Source organism: Caldicellulosiruptor morganii (genome assembly GCF_026810225.1).
Lineage (GTDB): Bacteria > Bacillota > Thermoanaerobacteria > Caldicellulosiruptorales > Caldicellulosiruptoraceae > Caldicellulosiruptor > Caldicellulosiruptor morganii.
In genome coordinates this window covers 1511801-1531041 of sequence record NZ_CP113865.1, presented here as the reverse complement: position 1 = coordinate 1531041, position 19241 = coordinate 1511801, and the positions used below count along the sequence as shown (strand labels likewise).

The window sequence follows — 19241 nt, the reverse complement described above, 5'->3', positions numbered from 1 at the left end:
GTATACAGAAGATGCTTGTTCTTTCGCGAAAAGAAGGTGAGCAGATTCTAATTGGAGAGGATATAATAGTAATGGTTATAAGCATAGAAAAAGATAGCGTAAAGCTTGGAATAGATGCACCCAAAAACGTCAAGGTTTTGCGATATGAACTGCTTCAAGAGCTCAAAAACGAAAATCTTGAAGCACTGCAGGGCAAAGAAAGACTAATTAGAATCAAAGATTTGAAAGGACTATTAAAAGATGGTGAAAGATGAGATTGTAAAGATTTTGAGAGAATATTTTGAGAAGGATGATAAGGTTATATTTGCATATCTTTTTGGTTCATATGCAAGGGGAAATGCCAACAAATCAAGCGACATTGATGTTGCTGCATACATCAAAAAAAGCAAAGACGCAACCGAAGATCTGTTATATCAACTTGATACAAAAGAGCATCTTGAAAAGATTCTGAATAAAAAAGTGGACTTTGTTATTTTGAATGATGCTGATCCTCTTTTGAAGCATGAGGTTTTTAGTGATGGTATATTGGTAATTGACAAAGATCATGATTTATATGTTGATGTTAGAGTAAAAAACTTTTATGAATACATGGACAAAAAGAGATACCTTGAAATTTGTGCACTTTATCAAAGGGAGTATTTTTTGCATGGTAAAGAGAGAGATTTTAACTCAAAAGATTGAGAGTATAAAGGCAAGTTTAAAAAAAATTAGACTGTTTTCAAATTTTACATTAGAACAATTTTTAGAAGATGAAATAGCTCAAGATGTTGTGGTTTTCAATCTGTTTTTGATTGTCCAAAATCTTATTGACATAGGGAATCACATTATTTCAGATAACGGTTTAGGAGAACCTTCAGCTTATAGCGATATACCTGTTATTTTAAAACGTGCAAAGATATTAAATGAAAATGAGATGCAGATTTTCAGGTCTATGATTCAGTTTAGAAATATAATTGCCCATGAATATGCCAAAATAGATTTGCATGTTGTATACAATATATTTAAAAATAAATTAGCTGATATAGAATTAATTTTAAGTAAGTTTATAGAATACTGTGGAATTTGATTAATTACTTTAAGGCAGGCAGAAAAACCTGCCTTTTTGTTTTTATTGGCAGGACAATCTAATAAATATGCTTTCAAAAATACAAAGTATACTTTAAAAAATTAGCTTAAAAATATAAAGTATACTTTATATTTTTGGGATAAAAATTTAAAGTATGTGTTATAATATAAAATAGGGGTGATGAAATTGTCAATAACAAGCTCAGAAAACATTTTGAGAATTTTATACTCTTATAATCCCTGGTGGAGAGACGGCTACTTTCCACAAGATTTATCTAAATCTGTAAAGAGAATGGCATACCATAGAGTTTTTAGCCTGCTAAATCATCCAACTATCAGAAGATATATTATACTTTCAGGTGCACGTCGTGTAGGCAAAACTACTATATTATACCAGATAATAGAGTCGCTTTTAAAGGATAAAGTTAATCCTAAAAAAATGCTGTATGTTTCGTTTGATCATCCTTTATTAAAGCTTTGTTCATTTGATCAAATTTTGACCCTTTATGAACTGAACATTAACCAGTCAGAAGAAGCTTATATATTTTTAGATGAAATTCAATACGCAGGCGATTGGGACAGGTGGTTAAAAGTATATTACGATACAAAACCAAAATGGGAAATTGTTGCTACAGGCTTTGCTTCACCAAAACTTATTGAAGGAGTGAAAGAAAGTGGTGTTGGTCGCTGGACAGTCGTTTCTGTTCCAACTCTTTCGTTTTATGAATTTTGTGAAATACTTGATGCCCAGGAAAGACCAAAGAACTTACCAGATTTAGATTTAAAAGATCTTTCAAATTTAAATGCCCATCAAATTTCTGAACTTGTTTTTTTGCTTATGCCTCTGCAAAAGTATTTTGGCAGATATTTAATGGTCGGGGGCTTTCCTGAATTTGTATTTTCAGAAGATTGGTTTTTAATTCAGAGAATTTTAAGAGAAGATGTGGTGGATAAGGTCATCAAAAGAGATATTCCTTCACTGTTTAATGTTAGAAACTTGACAGTGTTAGAAAAAGTTTTCTTATATTTGTGTTTTAACTCTGCAAGTGTGATAAACATTGCAACTATCAGCAAGCAGATTGAAAATGTATCAGTGACCACAATAGAAAATTATATTCACTTACTTGAAAATGCAAATTTAATTTACAGAAGTTTCCCAGTTGAATTAGGTGGCAAAAAAATTTTTAAGGCAAAACCCAAGATATATATTTCTGACCCGGCTATCAGAAATGCAGTTTTGATGATAGATAATTTATTTACAGATAGCAAGGAACTTGGAATTACAGTAGAAACAGCAATTTTTAAACATATATATAATTTCTACAGTGAAACAAATGCAAAAATAGGATATTTTAGAAAGTCGAGTGATAATCAAAAAGAGATTGATGTGGTAGTTGAGTTTCCAAATGGTAAGAGCCTGATTGAGGTAAAGTTCAGAGAAGATAGCACTCTTAGCACAGGTAATGCAATTGTAGAGATGTGCCAGAAAGAAAAAGATATAATCTCAGCTGTGCTTGTCACAAAGAGAGCAGAAGACTTTGGCAAGGTTGATATTGATACGAAAGTTCCAATTATAAAGATTCCGGCTTTTGTGTTTATGTATTTGTTTGGGAGAAGGTAAAAAAATTTTTCTTTACCCTATAAACTCACAAAACCATCCTACCGATAATTTTATTGAAAACAAAATAAAGCTTCACAGGGACGTGAAGCAAAAAAATTAATTTCAGGGAGGGTGTTGTAAGATGCGTATTAATAACAACATTCAGGCGCTAAATACTTATAACAGGCTAACAATCAACAATGACGCTTTAGCAAAGTCACTTGAAAAACTTTCATCTGGTATGAGAATTAACAGAGCTGGCGATGATGCAGCTGGCTTGGCAATTTCAGAAAAAATGAGAAGCCAGATAAGAGGTTTGAACCAAGCTCAGAGAAATGCGCAGGATGCAATTTCTCTTATCCAGACGGCAGAAGGTGCGCTAAATGAAGTACACTCAATCTTACAGAGAATGAGAGAGCTTGCAGTTCAAGCAGCAAATGATACAAACACCGATGCTGACAGAAATGCTATTCAAAATGAGGTAGATCAATTAGTTAGTGAAATTGATAGAATTGCTAACACAACTGAGTTTAATACAAAAAAGCTACTTGACGGAACAGTGATAGGAATAAAACCAGCTGTTAATGGTACGTATGGTATCAATAACAATAGTTCTCTAACATCGGATGATATACAGGTTGTATCCGAAGCTGCAATTCAGAATGGCTCTAAAGTAAATGGTGCTATTACAATTGTAAGAATTGGTACTGGAACCACATATGGCAATTTTGAGATTCGCGATTCTTTCGGTAATAAAATTGCAAATGGTACAGGTTCAACTGTAGGAGTAAACTTGAGTGTAAGTGGTATTACATTAATAGTAGAATTTGAGGACACTGTTTTAGCAACAAGTGCGGTTACATTAAAACTTCAGAATATTGATAATATGAAAGTAGGTGAAAGTATTACATTGACATTAACAGCATATCAAGATGCTCAAACAGATACTTCAAAGGCTATTACAACACAGATTGGTGCGAATACAGGGCAAACAATGCAAATAGGAATTGACAGTATGAAAGGAATAGACTTAGGTGTAATCGATAATAATGGTAATACTATAAAAGTTAACACAAAATATGCAGCAAGCGCAGCTATAGCTGTTTTGGACAATGCTATATCAAAGGTATCAGAACAGCGTTCAAGACTTGGTGCATACCAGAATAGACTTGAGCATACAATCAACAACTTGGGAACAGCTTCTGAAAACTTGACTGCTTCTGAGTCAAGAATCAGAGATGTTGATATGGCAAAAGAGATGATGAATTATACAAAAAATAATATCTTAATGCAGGCTGCAACAGCAATGCTTGCACAAGCAAATCAGCTGCCGCAGGCAGTACTTCAGTTGTTAAGGTAAAGCGTGTAAAATAGTTACAGCAAAAGGGGAGTTTTCTCCCCTTTTGTTTTATTTTAAAATTGATACAGAAATAGGTGGGTAGGAATGTTATTAAGTATATGCATGATAGTAAAAGATGAAGAAAAAAATTTACCGAGATGTTTAGACTCTTTAAAAGAATTGACAGAAAATAAAGATGTTGAATTGATTATTGTGGACACTGGTTCAGCTGATAAAACAGTTGAAATTGCGAAGAGGTATACAGAAAAGGTTTATTTTTATGAATGGAAAAATGATTTTTCTGCAGCAAGGAATTTTAGTATATCAAAGGCTCAAGGTGAGTGGATATTTATAATTGATGCTGATGAAGAATTGAGAGCAGAAGACGGAAAAATTTTATATAATTTTCTGTGTAGTAAAGAAAGTAAGGATTATAATACAATTACAATTTTAGTAAAGAATTTACTTGATATTGAGAATGACAATTTCTCAATTGTTGCTTCAGAAAGACTTTTTAGAAATGATGGAACATTTTGTTATGAAGGTTTTATACACAACTTACCTAAATCGAAAGGTCCAGTGAAACACCTTGATGTTATGTTAATTCATTATGGTTATATATCTACTGATAATGAATTGGTAGAAAAAAAATTCAAAAGAACTTCTGCTCTTTTAAAAAAGAAATTAGAAGAAGAACCAGAAAATATTTACTATCTTTATCAGCTTTCAGCTTCTTACTTAATGCATAAAGATTATAAAGAAGCTTTAGAAGTTGCTGAAAAAGCTTACGAGCTTATGCAGAAAAGAATACCTTTTGAGTTTAGAGTTCATTTTTTGTTTTTATATCAACATATTGTAAAGTGTTATATAGCAAATAATGAAATAGATAAGGCTTTTGAAGTTTGTGATGAAGGTATTAAGTTAGAACCTGAATTTATTGATTTGTATTATTATCGGGCTAAAATTAATTTAATGAAAAAGAGAGAAAATTATGCAATTAAAGATTTTATTAGTTATCTAAAATTGCTTGAAAAGTTTTCTGATTTGAAAATTACAAAAAATCCAAGTGTAGAATTGTTTACGGTTGGATTAAAAGATGAGGTTTATATGATTTTAGCCAAGCTTTATAAAGAGAAAGAAGAATATGATAAAGCTCTTTCTTTTGCTTGTAAAGTAAGAAGTAAAAGTGTGATAGATGAAGCTTTAAAGCTTATAATTAGAATTTGCTTTGAAAATGTAAAAATAGAAGATTTATTTGCTTATTACCAACAATTAAAAAAAGAAAGCAACGAATGGCTTGACAAAATTATTGCTAATATTGAATTTAATCTTTTGGAAAGAAACAATGAAAAATTATTTTTAAGCTATAGTGAAGTTTTTATGAAAGATGATAGTTTGTATGGTGCTTTGAACAATGTAAGATTCGATTTTATAGAAGGAAAGCTTGAAAATGCAAAAAAGATACTTCAAATGTTTTTTGAAAAGGAAAATTTTGATATGTTACCTTTTTACTATGCAGATATTATATATTATTCATTAGTAATGAAGTTGGAGGTTTTAAGTATAATTGAGGAAATAAGCAACGACAAATGGATTGTTTTTGTGGAGTATTTAGCAAAAAAATATTTCGAAAGTATTGAAGAATGGATAACTGCTCTTGAAAGCCAGATAGAAAAATTCGGTGAAAATATTAATATTTTTTTAAAGAAATTGTTGTTATATCATCAGGTCTTAAATGTTTACTATGAAAAGAAAATTGATATACCTTTTGAAAGAGTTTTTAATAGTTATATTGATACTGGAATTCAGTATATTGAGAAAATATACAGAGAAGAGATTTTAGAAAAAAATCCGGAAATTATTCGCTTTGATAACGATAGATTTTTTGCATTTGTGCGATTAATAATAAGAGAACATGATTTAGAGAAGAGAAAAGAATATGTTAGAAAAGCAGTAGAAATATACCCTTATATGGCAGATGGTATAAAAAAACTAATTGAAAAGTCTGCTAACAAAGTGGCTGATTCTAAATTCTTTAATGCCGAATTTGAAATGTATAAAAATGTTGTAAAAAATAAGATAAAGGGGTTAGTTGACCAGGGTTTTTTAGAAGAAGCGGAAAGATTGGTAGACGAATACGAGAAATTAGTAAAAAGTGATCCAGATATTTATAGTTTGAGAGCAATGATTAAGATAAATAAGAGAGATTTTGCATCTGCGGTTTCCCTGCTAAAAAATGGTTTAAAGTTGTATCCTGAAGATGATAATTTAAATTATAATCTGGGTTATGTTTATGAACTTATGGGTGATGACTTGAAAGCTTTAGAACAATATAGAAAGTTGCTTAATTTTGTAAAAGATAAAGAAATAGAAGACAAAATAGTGTATTTACAACGTAAATTGTATCGGAATCTAAATTAATTATTGTTTCAATTTGTACTTGAGGAGTGGGATTAAAAAGTGAGTAAAGAGATTTTAAATAGAATAACAAGGATAAAAAGCATGTTAAAAGACCTTATAGAAAAAGGCGATTTAGATTATGCTTTAGAGATTATCCGTCAATACGAAAAAGTAGTACTAAATGATGTGGAAATGCTTTCTTTTAAAGGTGTTATTTATTATGCGAAAAATGAGTTGGATAAAGCAAAAGAAATTTTCAAGAAAGGTTTATTGATAGATTCCACATATTCTGATTTGTACTTTAATTTGGGGTGTGTTTTTGAATCCGAAGGAGATATACAAACAGCAATAAGATACTTCAAAAGAGCATTGGAGTTTTCAAAGATTGAGGAAGAAAAGAAAGATGTTTTAGAGAAATTAAAAGTTCATGAAAATATTGCTTCGTCTGTTAGCGATACTAAGATATCTTTCTTTGTTAAAGCTGGTTTGGATAGTTTTATAGAGGACGTTATATTAGGCTTAATGGATGAATACTTTGTCCGAAAAATTATTGTAACTGACTTTAAACAAATTGACGAAGGTATGCAATGGGCTGATATTTGTTGGTTTGAGTGGTGTGATGAGCTTGTGATATATGGGAGCAGGCATGAGCTTGCGAGAGAGAAAAAGTTAATATGCCGAATTCATAGGTATGAAGCATTCACAAATTATATATTTAAAGTTGAATGGGAAAATATAGATAAAGTAATATTTGTGGCATCTCATATTTTTGATATTGTAAATTCAAAATTGAAAGGTAATATTAAAAATAAAAGTAGTGTTATACCAAATGGTATTCGTATGGAAGATTACAATTTTAGGAAAAGAGAGAAAGGTTTCAATTTAGCTTATGTTGGTTATTTAAATTATAGAAAGTCTCCCAATTTGTTATTGCAGATAATTAGTAAATTAAGAAGAATTGATAAAAGATATCGTTTATTCATTGCAGGGGAATTTCAAGATGAAGAAAACATGATGTATTTTAAATATATGCTTAAAGAAATGGGTTTAGAGGAGCATGTAATATTCGATGGATGGCAAAAAGATATAAATTCATGGTTAGAAGATAAAAATTATGTTTTATGTTGTAGCATTTCGGAGTCTCAAAATATGAGTATTATGGAAGCAATGGCAAAAGGAATAAAACCAGTGATACATAATTTTGTGGCAGCAAGAGAGATATATCCTTCGTATCTAATATGGGATACAATTGATGAGGCTGTAGAAATGATATTATCTGAAGATTATGATTCTGCTAAATATAGAGCATTTATTGAGGCAAATTACTCTCTTAAGCAACAGAATATTAAAATTAAAGGTTTGTTACAAGAATTAATATCAAACAAGCAGAATAAAGATATAGAAATGTATTATTCCAAAGAAAGTATCACTATAAGTAAAACCAATATTATTGTCATTGATCCAATTTCAGTAAACATGTCAGTAGATGTTCAAAGATATGAAGAAGACTTGGAATATAAGTTGGGAAAATACAATTATTTAACAAATTATCTGTCACCTGATATGCTTTTGCACGATAATATTAGATATATGTTAGATTTTTTATATGAATTTATTGATAAAGGTGTTCCTTATCAGAAAACATTATATTATGCTTTTTTACTTGATGTTTACAAGAAAGGTTATTATTTAAATAAACCTGAAATAATTATAGACAGGTTTATTCAATTGTTTAATGTAATTAAACGGGATGGATTAATAAAAAAACCAATTGTTACTTTCATAAACGACGGACATTTAAAAGGTTTAACTTTTTCTAATGGTAAAACAGTTAGTGTTAGAATTCCAGATCATATAAAACTTTGGGTTATTAGTGGACGGCATAGAGTTGCTATTGCAAAGTATTTGGGTTTTGATAATATTCCAGTTTATGTATTAAAAAACTCGTTTTTGGATAAAGAAAGAGGACAGATTATATCATTATTACCAGCTTATTGGGCTCCATATATGGAGAAAAATTTGGAATTTTATAAGGAGCAAATTGCACAAAATTATATAGGAGCTTTTGATGGGAAATATCAAAGTTATATTGATGAAAATAAAAAATCTATAGTGGAAAAATTTGTTTTAAAAGTTAAGCCAAAACTACTTATCGATGTGGGGTGTAATCGAGGTGAATTATCTTATGGTTTTATTAAGTACGGAATCAATGTTTTGGGAATTGATATTTCTTCTAGAGAAGAGTTAATGTTACCTAATGATTATAATTTTATTCAGCTTGATATTGTAAAGGATGATTTACCATTTCCTGCTGATGTAATTTTATTTTTAAGCGTTTATCATCATATATTTTACAATTATGGAAAGGAAAAGGCGGATGAAGTTTTTTATAAACTCTTAAGAAAAAGTAAATATCTTATTTTTGATACAGGACATGCAGAAGAATCAGGAATATACAGACAGAGTTGGATTAAGGAAGTTAAAAAATATTTTAAAACTGAAAAGGAACTACTTGATCATTTTGGTGTACCTTATGAGATATTGGGTAAATGGAAAACAACACAAGGGGACAATAGAACCATTGTAGTTTTTACTAATAAAGAATTGGAATAAAATATTTATTGGGAATAACTTTTTGAATAAAATATATTGATTATCTATATTTACGGTACACACAATTAATAAAAATAAAATTAGTTTATTTTCGTTCTAAAGATATTATCTTGTAAATTACCAGCTTTATACAATAGATATAAAATTAACGATTGTAAAAGTGGCAAGTTAAAGGAATACTAAGAGATAATTATGTGGTTTTAAAATTTATTGAATTTATAGAAATTTAAATTTATAGAAAGTTACAAAGGAGAGGAATAGTTAAGTATGAATAATAACAGCAAAACACTGACAGACATTTTTAATCTTTTTGAGGATTGTCCCGAACTGTTAAAAATATATTTGGATAAAGCAATTGATATATTTCTTAAAAAGGAATCGTGTTTATTAAAAAAGGGATTACATGAGAGAGCAATTACACATCGACTTGCTGTATACATAGAGTGGTTATTTGGACAATGGTTTGACGTAGATTGTGAATATAATGGGAATGAAGAACATGAAAGTGGGCGGAAAGTAATTGAAAATATTTATAATAAATACAACGAAAGAACCAATTTTAATACTAATCATAATGAAGTTAGTGTATATCCAGATATAATTGTTCACAGGAGAAAGGTGAATAAATTTAATTTGCTTATTGTTGAAGTAAAGAAAATAAACTCCTCAAATACTTCAGATATTGAATGGGATATATATAAGCTAAAGCAATATACATCTAGAGGCAATGGAAGCCTGAATTATAAATATGGTGTGTTTATTGGATTTTATGTTTGTGAAAAATTTAATGAAAAACCTTTAATAAAATGGTTTACGAATGGAGAAGAACTTATTATGGAATGACTTTTGTAGTATATCTACATAAGTATTTATAGTTAAAAGTTTTTTTTAAGAGAAATAGACCACCAGACAGAAGTTTGTGCTATAGATTCTACGCCTTTGAGAAGCTCGAGGGGTGATAGAGAAGCAGGAGTAGGAAAATGTATTAGTTTAGGTTTTTACAATGGGTATAAATTACATGTGCTAGCAACAGTTGAAGATAAGGTCATACCGATAGTATAGTGGTTGACATGTGCAAATATTCATGATAGTAAAGCGGTAGAACTTTTGTATGAAGCTAAGATATTTGGACCTGATGTAATATTAGCAGATACAGGTTATGATTGTGCAAAGTGATTTGATGTGGCTGATAGACTTGGAATAAAGTTTGTAGCGGGAATAAATAAGAGAAATAGTAAGGATTTCAACAATGTGAAAAATATTCTGAGAGCAAAAAACATAGAATTTTTAAGAAGTAAAGAAGGACAAAGGTTATATAAACAAAGGATAAAGATTGAAAGATTATTTGGGAAGCTGAAAGGAGAATATAATTTAGAACAAGTACGGCTAAGAGGTTTTAGAACATATAAAAGACACGTTGACTGGATAATGGTTAATTATTTTATAGAGTTAATGTATTCCACTTAAGAAACTGCAATTTTCTAAATACGCATGTAATATTTTGTAATTTTATGTAGTTACAATAATGGTGAAGTAATTTCTTAAACAACTTAAGTTATAATAAAAAGTTGAGGTGGATTATTTTGTTAAAAGATTTTAACGGAGAAACTTTTGTAGCTTTTGTTGATATAAGTGGTTTTAAAAAGATTTTGTGTAAGGATGAAGAGAAAGCGAAAGAAATTTTAGGTTCTTTTTATTCTATAGGCTACCGGGAGCTGAAAAACTTTAATCCTACAAATTATTCAAAATGTTATTCTCTAAATGGGATTTTTGTATCTGACTGTGGCATTATATATGTAAGTTTTTGCAAAGGATATAGATATATTGATGAACCAGCAAAAAAGAAAAATGTTTTAAAAGCTGCCTTAGCAGATTTACTTTTATGTTTAAAAAATATGTGCAGAAGTTTTTTAGAAAAGAGAGAATTATTATCTGTTGGAGTTTATTACGGTAACTTTGTATATCAAAATAGATTGGAGCATGAACGTATTGATAAAAACTTTATTTACGGAGAAGGTTATTTAAAAGCTTTTGAGCTTTGTGAAAAGTATGCTGTAGGTGGAGAATTTATTTGCAATATAAGTGGAAGCGGTATTAATCTTTTTAATAATTGTAAGAATAGTAATTTTAGGAATAAAGATGGACTTATTGTTAAAAAAATTAATGAATCTGAGCGCTTAAAGGATTGTTTTAGGGTTTACTGGATGTTGGATGAAGATGATAGTGAAAAGATAAGAGAAATTGATAAATATTATACCGAGTTACATCAATTGCGAGTAGGAAATAAAGAGAGGAATAGTGGACAAGTATCGCAGGATGGAGAAAATAAAGAAACTAAAGATATGGATCAAATATATGTTAATTTCAAAGATGGTCTATATAAGTTATTATATGGAAATAATAATTCAAATAAACAATAAAATTTGCTCTGATGAGATTTTATAAGTTAAACAGTTGAGGTGTCACACATGAGCAAAAACTTTAGTGACAGCTTTATAGTCACTTTTTGGGAAAGAATTTTTTATTACTTAAGCAAAATTTCAATATTTTACTGGATTAGAAAGATTGCAAAAAATATGGGCTATTTTTTAGTTGATGCATGGGTATTGGGGAATCTACTTTTTTCTTTTTTGGCTGTAGTTGCAACATATTATATAAATTCCTGTTTTAAAATTATCTTTTGGATAATTTTAACTTATGGAGTTTTGAGGGTTTTTGAAATAATAGTGTATCAGGTAAATGTTTTGTTTTTCGATAGAATAAGAGCCAAAAAAAATAATCAAAAATATTCGATAAAATCTGTAACGAGAACAGTTATATTGCTTCTTCATAATTTTGTTGAGATCATGCTGTGGTATTCAGCAATGATGATTTGTCTTTTGAAGATAGGCGGAAACTTTCCTGATAATAGTTCTATCTGGGATTTTATTCGCGCAAATATATTAAATGTTGCAATATTCAATGCAGATGAAATAGAACAAATTGCAGGCGGGAGAAATTCTACTATTGTAAACTTAATATTTTTTGAAAACATAACCGGTTTATTCATGACATTACTATGTCTGGCAAGGTTTATCAATTTACTTCCGCCGGTTGAAAGTGAAGAGGAAATGTAAATGTTGCCATTAGAGTTTAAGCTTTCTTTTATAAGTTTATAAGGAGAGAAAAAAGATGAGAAACTACGCTGAAAAACTTGCTTACTGGTATTTTAGACTGAATGGCTTTTTTGTTTTAGAAAACTATGTTTTGGAAAAGAGAAGGGACAAAAACAAAAGAAGATGAGACGATACATTTGGTTTGGGAATCTTCTTAGCAAGCAACTCAATAGCCAAAAAAGCTTTTGTTGTGGGTAAGGTGAATGATTATGAGTTATTGTGAAGAATTAGATAATTTGATGAAAGAATATAAAGATAATTTTGAGAAGATGAGAAACCTTTTGTGTGAAGCAATAAAAAGACTAATTAAGGATATAGTTTTGTTTTTTACATAGTTAAAATTTTATGGGGCTTAAATCCAGAAATATTTGTTTAGTGAAAAATTAAGCTTAAATGATGAATGGTTTTTTAAGCTTTTTCATAAGGTAAATAATAGGTTTAAGGAAAATCTTTTTTGTATACAATTAAAAAAGAAGTTATAATTTAATATAAACTTGGTATGTGGCATTAATAAAATTTTGGTTGACCTTTTTATATTTTTATGCATATAATTAAAAGAGCGTTGTGTCATAATTAATTATATATTTGATTTAGAAGGTGAAAATTATGAGAGCAAATTTTAATGCTTTTAATGAAATAATTTATCGATTAAAGAATTTTTCACAGGACAAAAACCCAAATTTTTTCAAACTTATTGAGTTCTTGAAGATTTATTTTGAAATGTTTAAATTTATTCAAAGTTGTTCTGAAGTAGCGGAGGAAGAGAAGAAATTATTAAGGGAATGGTTTGAGGAAAAAGGTAAGGACTATATTTTAAATTTAATAGATTTGGTTGAGGCATATGGAGAGTTTATAGATAATTTTGAAGCGGTAATTGATTATTATATTTTCTATTTGGAAGATGCATATAAAAGTGGTGATTTTGTTGAAGTAATTGACTGGCTTTATGGAATATCAAAAAGTGTAATTGATAGACTTTCGGAGAAATTTGATTTTAATTTAAAATCTGAACTGGTATTTGATTTGCCTGATGTATTTGAATTTGAAAAAATCAACAAAGATAGTATTGTAAAAACCTGCAGTTCAAATGCAGGTTTTTATTTATATTATAAAACAATTTATGGGAGTGAAGTAAATGATAAATTGGGAGAATATTATTTTTCATCCAATTCAGCTTGTTAAGACTGAGTTAATAAGGTTAAAGGCAGAAAAATTAAAAGAAATAGAAGCAAGTAAAATTAAAGATATTCCATTTTTGATCGAAGTAAAAAGTTGGAGTGAAGTTGCTGATAATAAAAATGGCAATATGTATGTTGCACTAAGATTTGAAGCTACAAAAGAGAAAAAAGAAAAAATATAACATCCCGGGTTAAATAGTTTCACAAGGATGTGGTGTTAAGATAAAAGGAGAACTAATATCAACTGAGGAGAGAAAGACGGTTGATATTGCAGCGTGGAATGGTATATGTGGTGAATTCTATGAAACAAAAGTTGGACCTGATTTATTTGATGAAGAAGTTATCAAGTTTTTAGCTTTTTTAGCAATGAAACTTCAGGAGGCAAATCTCAAAGCTGTTGTTGGTTGCGTTACAATGGCAAGTATTGAGAGATTAAAAAACCAAATTAAAAAGTTTGATCGAGTAGAAGGTTTAAATTTATTGGAATTTTATGGTCGAGAAAATTTATTAAAAATTCGTGACAATTCTTGTTTTTGAGATTGTAAACAATTAAAATTGTGTTTTGTCCCAGTTTACTTATTAAACTTTTTTCTTTTTCCCACCGATAATATATAGAGAAATACTCTAAAGAGAGGGAACTTGAAAATGGTTGTTGATGGAATTGGAGTCAAGACCATTGATATATCAAATGCAGTGCCAAGAATTCAAGAAAGTAAAGTTAAGCCTGAGAACATTGAGGCTAACCTTCAGGAAGAAAAGAGTATAAATAAAGATGAGGTTTATGATAAATTAGAGAATAAAAACAGCAAAAAAGAAATAGATGAAGACACTCTCATAAAGATGATAAATCAGGCAAATAAAGCTTTTGAGGCAAAGTATACAAGGCTTGAGTTTTCAATACACAAAGAGACACATGAAATAGTTGTGAAGGTATATGACAAAGAGACAAATGAGCTTATTCGTGAAATTCCACCAGAGAAGATTTTGGACATAATTGCAAAGTTGTGGGAGCTTGCGGGCATATTTGTTGATGAGCGAAAGTAAAGGTGGTGAAAGGGTATGAATGTCAATTCAACAGGTTCTACAGCTTCGACAAATCCTTATTCGACATATAAGTATTACACCAGAATTGGCGGGCTTGCAAGCGGACTTGATACCGACTCTATCATACAGGGTTTGATGAGCATTGAAAAGACAAAGTACAATAAGCTCTATCAGCAAAAGCAGCTACTTGAGTGGCAGCGTCAGGATTATATGGACATGGCAAGTGCAATTTCCAGCTTTAAAGATTATGTATTTAATCTAAAACTTTCGAGCAATTTTGTAAAATACAAAACAAGCGGTGAAGCTGTTGACAGTGGGTATATTGGTGTTGTGGGCTCGGCAAATGTCTTAGAGGGGAATTATCAAATAAAAGTTGAACAGCTTGCTACTCCTGCAAATGCAGTTGTTAGTGATACTACACTTAATGGTATTGTTAGAGATTCAAATAATAATGTTTCTTTGCAGATTGATTTGACAGTTGGCAGTTCAACTGTAACAAAGACTATAACACTTACCTGGAATCCTTCAGATAGTGTAGATACATTTGGGGCAAATTTGGCAAAAGCAATAAATTCAGCTTTCAGCAGCGATGGGAGTTTGAGAGCCTATTATGATTCAACACTGCACAAGCTTATAATAGCTTCACAGAAGACGGGTAGCAATATTAGCTTTACTATGAGAGATTTGAACAAAAGCGATGATAATGAGGTTGCAAGTGGAGTCGGAACAGATGCAAAAGTGTTTATTAAAGATAGCTTTAATAACGAATCACCTATTCGGTCGGCAACAAATACAATAAACGTATATGGGATGAGCATTACACTGAACAAAATTACAGCAGATGAGTATAAGTCATTTTCCATCTCAAAAGATGTGGATGCTGTTGTTAACAATATCAAAGAATTTATAAACAAATACAACGACCTTGTCAGCAAGATTTACAGTAAAATAACAGAAAAACGAAACAGAGATTATTTGCCTCTGACAGATGAGCAAAAAGCTCAGATGAAAGACACTGATATTCAAAAGTGGGAAGATGCTGCAAAAAAAGGGCTTCTATATGGTGATTCAATCTTATCTGGCTTTTTAGACAACGTCAGATATTACCTTTACAAGCAGGTTCCCGGGCTTCCAGCAAATCTTGATACAATTTCAGAGGCGGGAATAGAGACTTTTAGCTATTTTGAAAGCAAAGAAGGGAAGATTTATATAAAAGATGAGAGCAAGCTGAAAGATGCAATAGCAAACAATTTTGATGCATTTGTGAAACTCTTTACCTTAACCGGTTCTGATTCTAATTCCAATGAAGATGATGGGATTTTGCAGCGCCTTTACAATATTGCAAATGATACTCTTAAGAAGATATACAACAAAGCAGGAAAGCCATATTTTACAGGTTCATATGATCCAAATAGTTCAATAGGAAAACAGCTGAGGACAATTATAGACCAGATGAATGCTGAGCAGGATAGACTAAAGAGAATTGAAGATAGATACTACAGGCAGTTTACACAGCTTGAGAGATTGATTGCCCAGATGAACACTCAAAGTTCATGGCTTTCTCAGCAGTTCAGTGGAAGATAATAAGAAGTAAAATAAAATCAGAAAATTACTGAGCAGGGAGGAAAGTACAATGGATGCAGCAGCAAGATATCAGGAACAGATTATAATGACAAAGCCGCCCGAGGAACTGACGCTTATGCTTTATGATGGGTGTATAAGGTTTATAAAGCTTGCCATGCAGGCAATTGATGAGAAAAAGCTTGACAGGGCAAATGAGAACATAATCAAGGCAGAGAATATAATTACAGAGCTTATGTCAACACTTGATATGAGCTATGAGATTTCTAAAAATCTCATGAGCCTGTATGACTTTGTATACAGGTGGCTTATTCAGGCAAATCTTAAAAAAGACAAAAAATATCTGCAGGAAGCACTTGAAATTGTTGAGGAGATGCGAAACACCTGGGCTGAGGCAATCAAGATTGCCAGACAGCAGAAAAACAAATAAAAGGGTTGGGGTTTATGTATGAAAAATTGATAAATCTTCTTGAGGAAAAGGAAAAGCTTGTGGACCAATTTTTGCAGCTTACCAATCTTCAGCAGGAGTATATTTTAAATGACAATTTTGATGAACTGGGTGAAGTTGTTGATAAAAAAGCAAAGCTAATTGAAAGGATAAATTCCATTGATGATGAGTTTATAAAGGAATTTGAAGGGATAAAAAAGGCAAAGAATATCAAAAGCTTTGATGAGATAACTGACATAGACAAAGAGACAGGTGTTTTACTAAAAAGCCTCACCTCATCTATTTTGCAAAAACTTCAGGTTATAAAGGACATTGATGAGAAAAATAATGTTCTGATTCGATCAAAATTTGATGAGCTGAAAAAGACAATAAAGAGCATGAGGTACAAAAAAGAGGCTCTGAAGGACTACTCACAGTACAAACAGAGCCAGTTTCCATCCGGCTTTGACAGGAAAGAATAGGGGCTTTCTAAAAAGCCCCTTCTTTGTTATTCTTTTGGTTAAATTCGTTTTCAATCTTTTCAAAAAGCCATGTTGGTTCTTCCACCTCAGGGCAGGTCTGATACAAAACAAGAGGGTCTAAATCAAGACAGGTTGTTTCATCATAGTTGCCGCTCACATCCCATGCAAGTGTGCCATTTAACACTGTGCATCTTTCCATGAAAAACTTTTTGTCTTTAAGTCTTTGAAATTCGCCCTTTTCAAGAAGGCTTGATGCATCAAAAAGTTTTATGCTGCCATCATCAAAGTAAACGTAAACTTTATAATCTTCTGTCGGTATAACCTGAACAACCTCAGGGTAATATTCCATCATGCTCCAATCACCTCGTAAGCTGTTGCCTTACATCAATGGATTAATTCTCATCAGTGGCTTGTGGTCTTCTGCAAGTTCCCAGTTTTGCATAAGCTCATCTTTGTGAATTTCTGCCCAGGCCAGTACAAGTTTTAGCTGTCTTTTTGGCAGAAATCCTCTTATAACCCTTGCATTTAAAATATCGATTTCTGCTTCAAATCCAGCATATGTTGCGTGAAAATGAGGGGGGTTATAATCATCATAATACATTGTAATTCTTATATCATAAAAGAGGGATATTTCCGGCATTTCTATATTTAACCTCAGTATATCCAGCCAATTTATTTCATTAAGAAAATTATACTATAAATTTTACACAGTAATATAAAGCTTAACTGTACAAACTTAACTTGTCCTATTTATCTCTCCACCTGATGATTTTAAAATTTGTTCAGCTCTTTCTATTTGATTAGGGAAAAGATCGGCTGGTATATATTCTTTGCCTAACTTTGAATAGACTATCCATCTTGCACAGCCTTCATTACCTACTCCTTCTCCTAAACAGTAGCGTCTCTTGTAAATGTTAGCTATCGCAGGCATGTTACTCATTTTGTCATTAAAGAAAGGACATGTTTTTAAATTGGGACATTCTGACATATTTTTACCCCTCCTTACTTTTTTCTGTATGTATATACAAAGATATTAAAGTTCTTACACATATTATACACGAAAAAGAAGAAAAAAAAAAGTCAAAAAAACTATACAAAAAATTAAAAATTTTTGAGATTATTTTTGAAGTTTGGGAGAAGGCAATTTAAACAAAGAATTTAAAATTATAATTAAAATTTTGTTGTAACTTTGTATAAATAGATTGTGGGAACGGCACTCTTTGTAAAGAGCGGACTATAAATATCCCAGCCATCTAAGCTTGGGCAGTCTTGTACAGTATTAGATGACCATGAACAGTATTGAATATATTAGTTGGGGCAGTTGTAGGTATAGTGAGGGCTGTATTGTTAATATTTGTATGGACACGTAGTTTTGGTAGTAGAAGGTATACAAAAAATGGTTATAAAGAGAAGGTTACTTTTACGACATCTGTTATAGGTGAACCTTTAGATACACTTTTAGAAAAGTGTAATGAAAGCTACAAAAATATTAAGGATACTGCTGAAGTGTATTTAGTTTTAGGCGGGCAGGAGAATGGAAGTAAGATAGCTAAAAGTTATTTGGAATTAATGGTATTAAGTGCAAGCATAATATATTGTTTGGCAAGGAATAATATCATTTTGGAAGACAGTAAAGAACAGCAATAAGATTAGCTGGTTTGATATCAAATATATTGTCTTTTGCATATTTAAATCCTTAGTCCTTTCATTTGAAATTTTTTCTTGCTTATTTTAACTTTATCTCAAAAAGTGGTGTGTAGACTCTTTTTCTGTCAATCTCTTCGCTCAAGAACAAAATTACACTTTCAACAGGAATTGGGTCAAATTTATAGTTTTCAACATACTGTTTGAATTTTTCAAAAGACTCATCCAGAATAACATCCTGGGCAATTGTGATGTGCGGGGTGTACTCTCTTTTTTCTTTATCAAATCCAATTGAATAAAGAGAATCTTCAACTATTTGATAAAGTGTGTTTAACTTGTCTAAATCGCCCTCCGGCTTTAGATACACAACACGCAAAACATCTTTACTTCCTTTGAAGTACCCACATGAGAAGATCCTGAGCGAAAAAGAAGAAAAACCTTCAAGATTTTTTGCCAGAACCTCTCTAATCTTTTCTACATGGTCATACTCTACCTCCCCTAAGAATTTCAAAGTAAGATGAAAATTATCAATATACTTCCACCTTCCCTTTTTGCTGATTGATTTTAAATAGCTTTGTGCCTGGATTATTTGCTCTTTGAGACTTTTTGGAAAATCAATTCCAATAAATGTTCGCATACTGGTTTATTCTCCTTTCTTGCAAAAGAAATTTTAGAAAAATCTTTGAATACCAGCATACAATTTGGTAGAATTA

23 protein-coding genes and 1 pseudogene are annotated in these 19241 nt (G+C 30.8%); 20 read left to right on the top strand and 4 right to left on the bottom strand.

Going from position 1 to position 19241, the window contains the following annotated elements:
- The first annotated feature begins 11 nt into the window (after positions 1 to 11).
- The 19 genes and pseudogenes from csrA (at position 12) to OTK00_RS07495 (ending at position 16884) form a co-directional block, all read left to right on the top strand.
- A complete protein-coding gene (gene csrA, locus OTK00_RS07585) occupies positions 12 to 254 on the top strand; it encodes a carbon storage regulator CsrA (RefSeq protein ID WP_045169728.1) in 243 nt (80 codons plus the stop codon).
- A complete protein-coding gene (mntA, locus tag OTK00_RS07580; protein WP_045169727.1) occupies positions 241 to 681 on the top strand; it encodes a type VII toxin-antitoxin system MntA family adenylyltransferase antitoxin in 441 nt (146 codons plus the stop codon). The genes csrA and mntA overlap by 14 nt, the downstream gene beginning before the upstream one ends.
- Entirely contained in the window at positions 647 to 1066 is a 420-nt protein-coding gene (hepT, locus tag OTK00_RS07575) for a type VII toxin-antitoxin system HepT family RNase toxin (protein WP_045169726.1), read from the top strand. The genes mntA and hepT overlap by 35 nt, the downstream gene beginning before the upstream one ends.
- Positions 1067 to 1252: 186 nt before the next feature.
- Entirely contained in the window at positions 1253 to 2686 is a 1434-nt protein-coding gene (locus OTK00_RS07570; RefSeq protein WP_045169725.1) for an ATP-binding protein, read from the top strand.
- A 121-nt stretch (positions 2687 to 2807) separates the two neighbouring features.
- Positions 2808 to 4025 (top strand): flagellar hook-associated protein FlgL, encoded by a 1218-nt coding sequence (gene flgL, locus OTK00_RS07565; RefSeq protein WP_045169724.1) that lies wholly within the window; start codon positions 2808 to 2810, stop codon positions 4023 to 4025.
- Positions 4026 to 4127: 102 nt separating this feature from the next.
- Complete coding sequence (locus tag OTK00_RS07560; protein ID WP_157841025.1) at positions 4128 to 6425, top strand: TPR domain-containing glycosyltransferase; 2298 nt, start codon at positions 4128 to 4130, stop codon at positions 6423 to 6425.
- Between the two features lie 39 nt (positions 6426 to 6464).
- Positions 6465 to 9017 (top strand): glycosyltransferase, encoded by a 2553-nt coding sequence (locus OTK00_RS07555; RefSeq protein WP_052670910.1) that lies wholly within the window; start codon positions 6465 to 6467, stop codon positions 9015 to 9017.
- Between the two features lie 267 nt (positions 9018 to 9284).
- The gene (locus OTK00_RS07550; protein ID WP_045169722.1) at positions 9285 to 9860 is read left to right on the top strand and encodes a hypothetical protein; all 576 of its coding nucleotides are present in this window, start codon (positions 9285 to 9287) and stop codon (positions 9858 to 9860) included.
- 36 nt (positions 9861 to 9896) lie between these two features.
- Positions 9897 to 10484 (top strand): annotated as a pseudogene (locus tag OTK00_RS07545) (transposase); the annotation flags it as partial.
- A gap of 116 nt (positions 10485 to 10600) precedes the next feature.
- Positions 10601 to 11437: a hypothetical protein gene (locus OTK00_RS07540; protein ID WP_045169721.1), complete on the top strand. Its 837-nt coding sequence runs from the start codon at positions 10601 to 10603 to the stop codon at positions 11435 to 11437.
- Between the two features lie 156 nt (positions 11438 to 11593).
- On the top strand, positions 11594 to 12133 hold the full coding sequence (locus OTK00_RS07535) for a hypothetical protein (protein WP_157841024.1): 540 nt from the start codon (positions 11594 to 11596) through the stop codon (positions 12131 to 12133).
- Between the two features lie 248 nt (positions 12134 to 12381).
- The gene (locus tag OTK00_RS07530) at positions 12382 to 12507 is read left to right on the top strand and encodes a hypothetical protein (protein WP_268760750.1); all 126 of its coding nucleotides are present in this window, start codon (positions 12382 to 12384) and stop codon (positions 12505 to 12507) included.
- A gap of 385 nt (positions 12508 to 12892) precedes the next feature.
- Positions 12893 to 13354 carry a hypothetical protein gene (locus tag OTK00_RS07525; RefSeq protein ID WP_157841023.1) on the top strand — a complete coding sequence of 154 codons (462 nt, stop codon included), beginning with the start codon at positions 12893 to 12895 and terminating at the stop codon, positions 13352 to 13354.
- On the top strand, positions 13308 to 13532 hold the full coding sequence (locus tag OTK00_RS07520; RefSeq protein ID WP_045169720.1) for a hypothetical protein: 225 nt from the start codon (positions 13308 to 13310) through the stop codon (positions 13530 to 13532). Before OTK00_RS07525 ends, OTK00_RS07520 begins: the two co-directional genes overlap by 47 nt.
- Before the next feature lie 184 nt (positions 13533 to 13716).
- Entirely contained in the window at positions 13717 to 13887 is a 171-nt protein-coding gene (locus tag OTK00_RS07515) for a hypothetical protein (protein WP_268760748.1), read from the top strand.
- Between the two features lie 108 nt (positions 13888 to 13995).
- Positions 13996 to 14394: a flagellar protein FlaG gene (locus tag OTK00_RS07510; RefSeq protein ID WP_045169719.1), complete on the top strand. Its 399-nt coding sequence runs from the start codon at positions 13996 to 13998 to the stop codon at positions 14392 to 14394.
- A 15-nt stretch (positions 14395 to 14409) separates the two neighbouring features.
- Positions 14410 to 15978 carry a flagellar filament capping protein FliD gene (fliD, locus tag OTK00_RS07505; protein WP_045169718.1) on the top strand — a complete coding sequence of 523 codons (1569 nt, stop codon included), beginning with the start codon at positions 14410 to 14412 and terminating at the stop codon, positions 15976 to 15978.
- Between the two features lie 49 nt (positions 15979 to 16027).
- Complete coding sequence (gene fliS, locus OTK00_RS07500) at positions 16028 to 16405, top strand: flagellar export chaperone FliS (protein ID WP_045169717.1); 378 nt, start codon at positions 16028 to 16030, stop codon at positions 16403 to 16405.
- Positions 16406 to 16419: 14 nt separating this feature from the next.
- Complete coding sequence (locus OTK00_RS07495) at positions 16420 to 16884, top strand: flagellar protein FlgN (protein ID WP_045169716.1); 465 nt, start codon at positions 16420 to 16422, stop codon at positions 16882 to 16884.
- A gap of 7 nt (positions 16885 to 16891) precedes the next feature.
- Here OTK00_RS07495 and OTK00_RS07490 read toward each other — a convergent pair whose 3' ends face one another.
- The 3 genes from OTK00_RS07490 to OTK00_RS07480 all read right to left on the bottom strand — a co-directional run bounded on the left by OTK00_RS07490 (position 16892) and on the right by OTK00_RS07480 (position 17872).
- Complete coding sequence (locus OTK00_RS07490) at positions 16892 to 17233, bottom strand: DUF2442 domain-containing protein (protein ID WP_045169715.1); 342 nt, start codon at positions 17231 to 17233, stop codon at positions 16892 to 16894.
- Between the two features lie 30 nt (positions 17234 to 17263).
- The gene (locus OTK00_RS07485; protein ID WP_045169714.1) at positions 17264 to 17524 is read right to left on the bottom strand and encodes a DUF4160 domain-containing protein; all 261 of its coding nucleotides are present in this window, start codon (positions 17522 to 17524) and stop codon (positions 17264 to 17266) included.
- Between the two features lie 96 nt (positions 17525 to 17620).
- Positions 17621 to 17872 carry a hypothetical protein gene (locus tag OTK00_RS07480; RefSeq protein WP_045169713.1) on the bottom strand — a complete coding sequence of 84 codons (252 nt, stop codon included), beginning with the start codon at positions 17870 to 17872 and terminating at the stop codon, positions 17621 to 17623.
- Between the two features lie 311 nt (positions 17873 to 18183).
- Here OTK00_RS07480 and OTK00_RS07475 point away from each other — a divergent pair, with 311 nt between their 5' ends.
- Complete coding sequence (locus OTK00_RS07475) at positions 18184 to 18531, top strand: hypothetical protein (RefSeq protein ID WP_045169711.1); 348 nt, start codon at positions 18184 to 18186, stop codon at positions 18529 to 18531.
- A 79-nt stretch (positions 18532 to 18610) separates the two neighbouring features.
- On the opposite strand, the gene thpR is transcribed toward OTK00_RS07475, so the two are convergent.
- A complete protein-coding gene (gene thpR, locus OTK00_RS07470; RefSeq protein WP_045169710.1) occupies positions 18611 to 19165 on the bottom strand; it encodes an RNA 2',3'-cyclic phosphodiesterase in 555 nt (184 codons plus the stop codon).
- Positions 19166 to 19241: the final 76 nt, after the last annotated feature.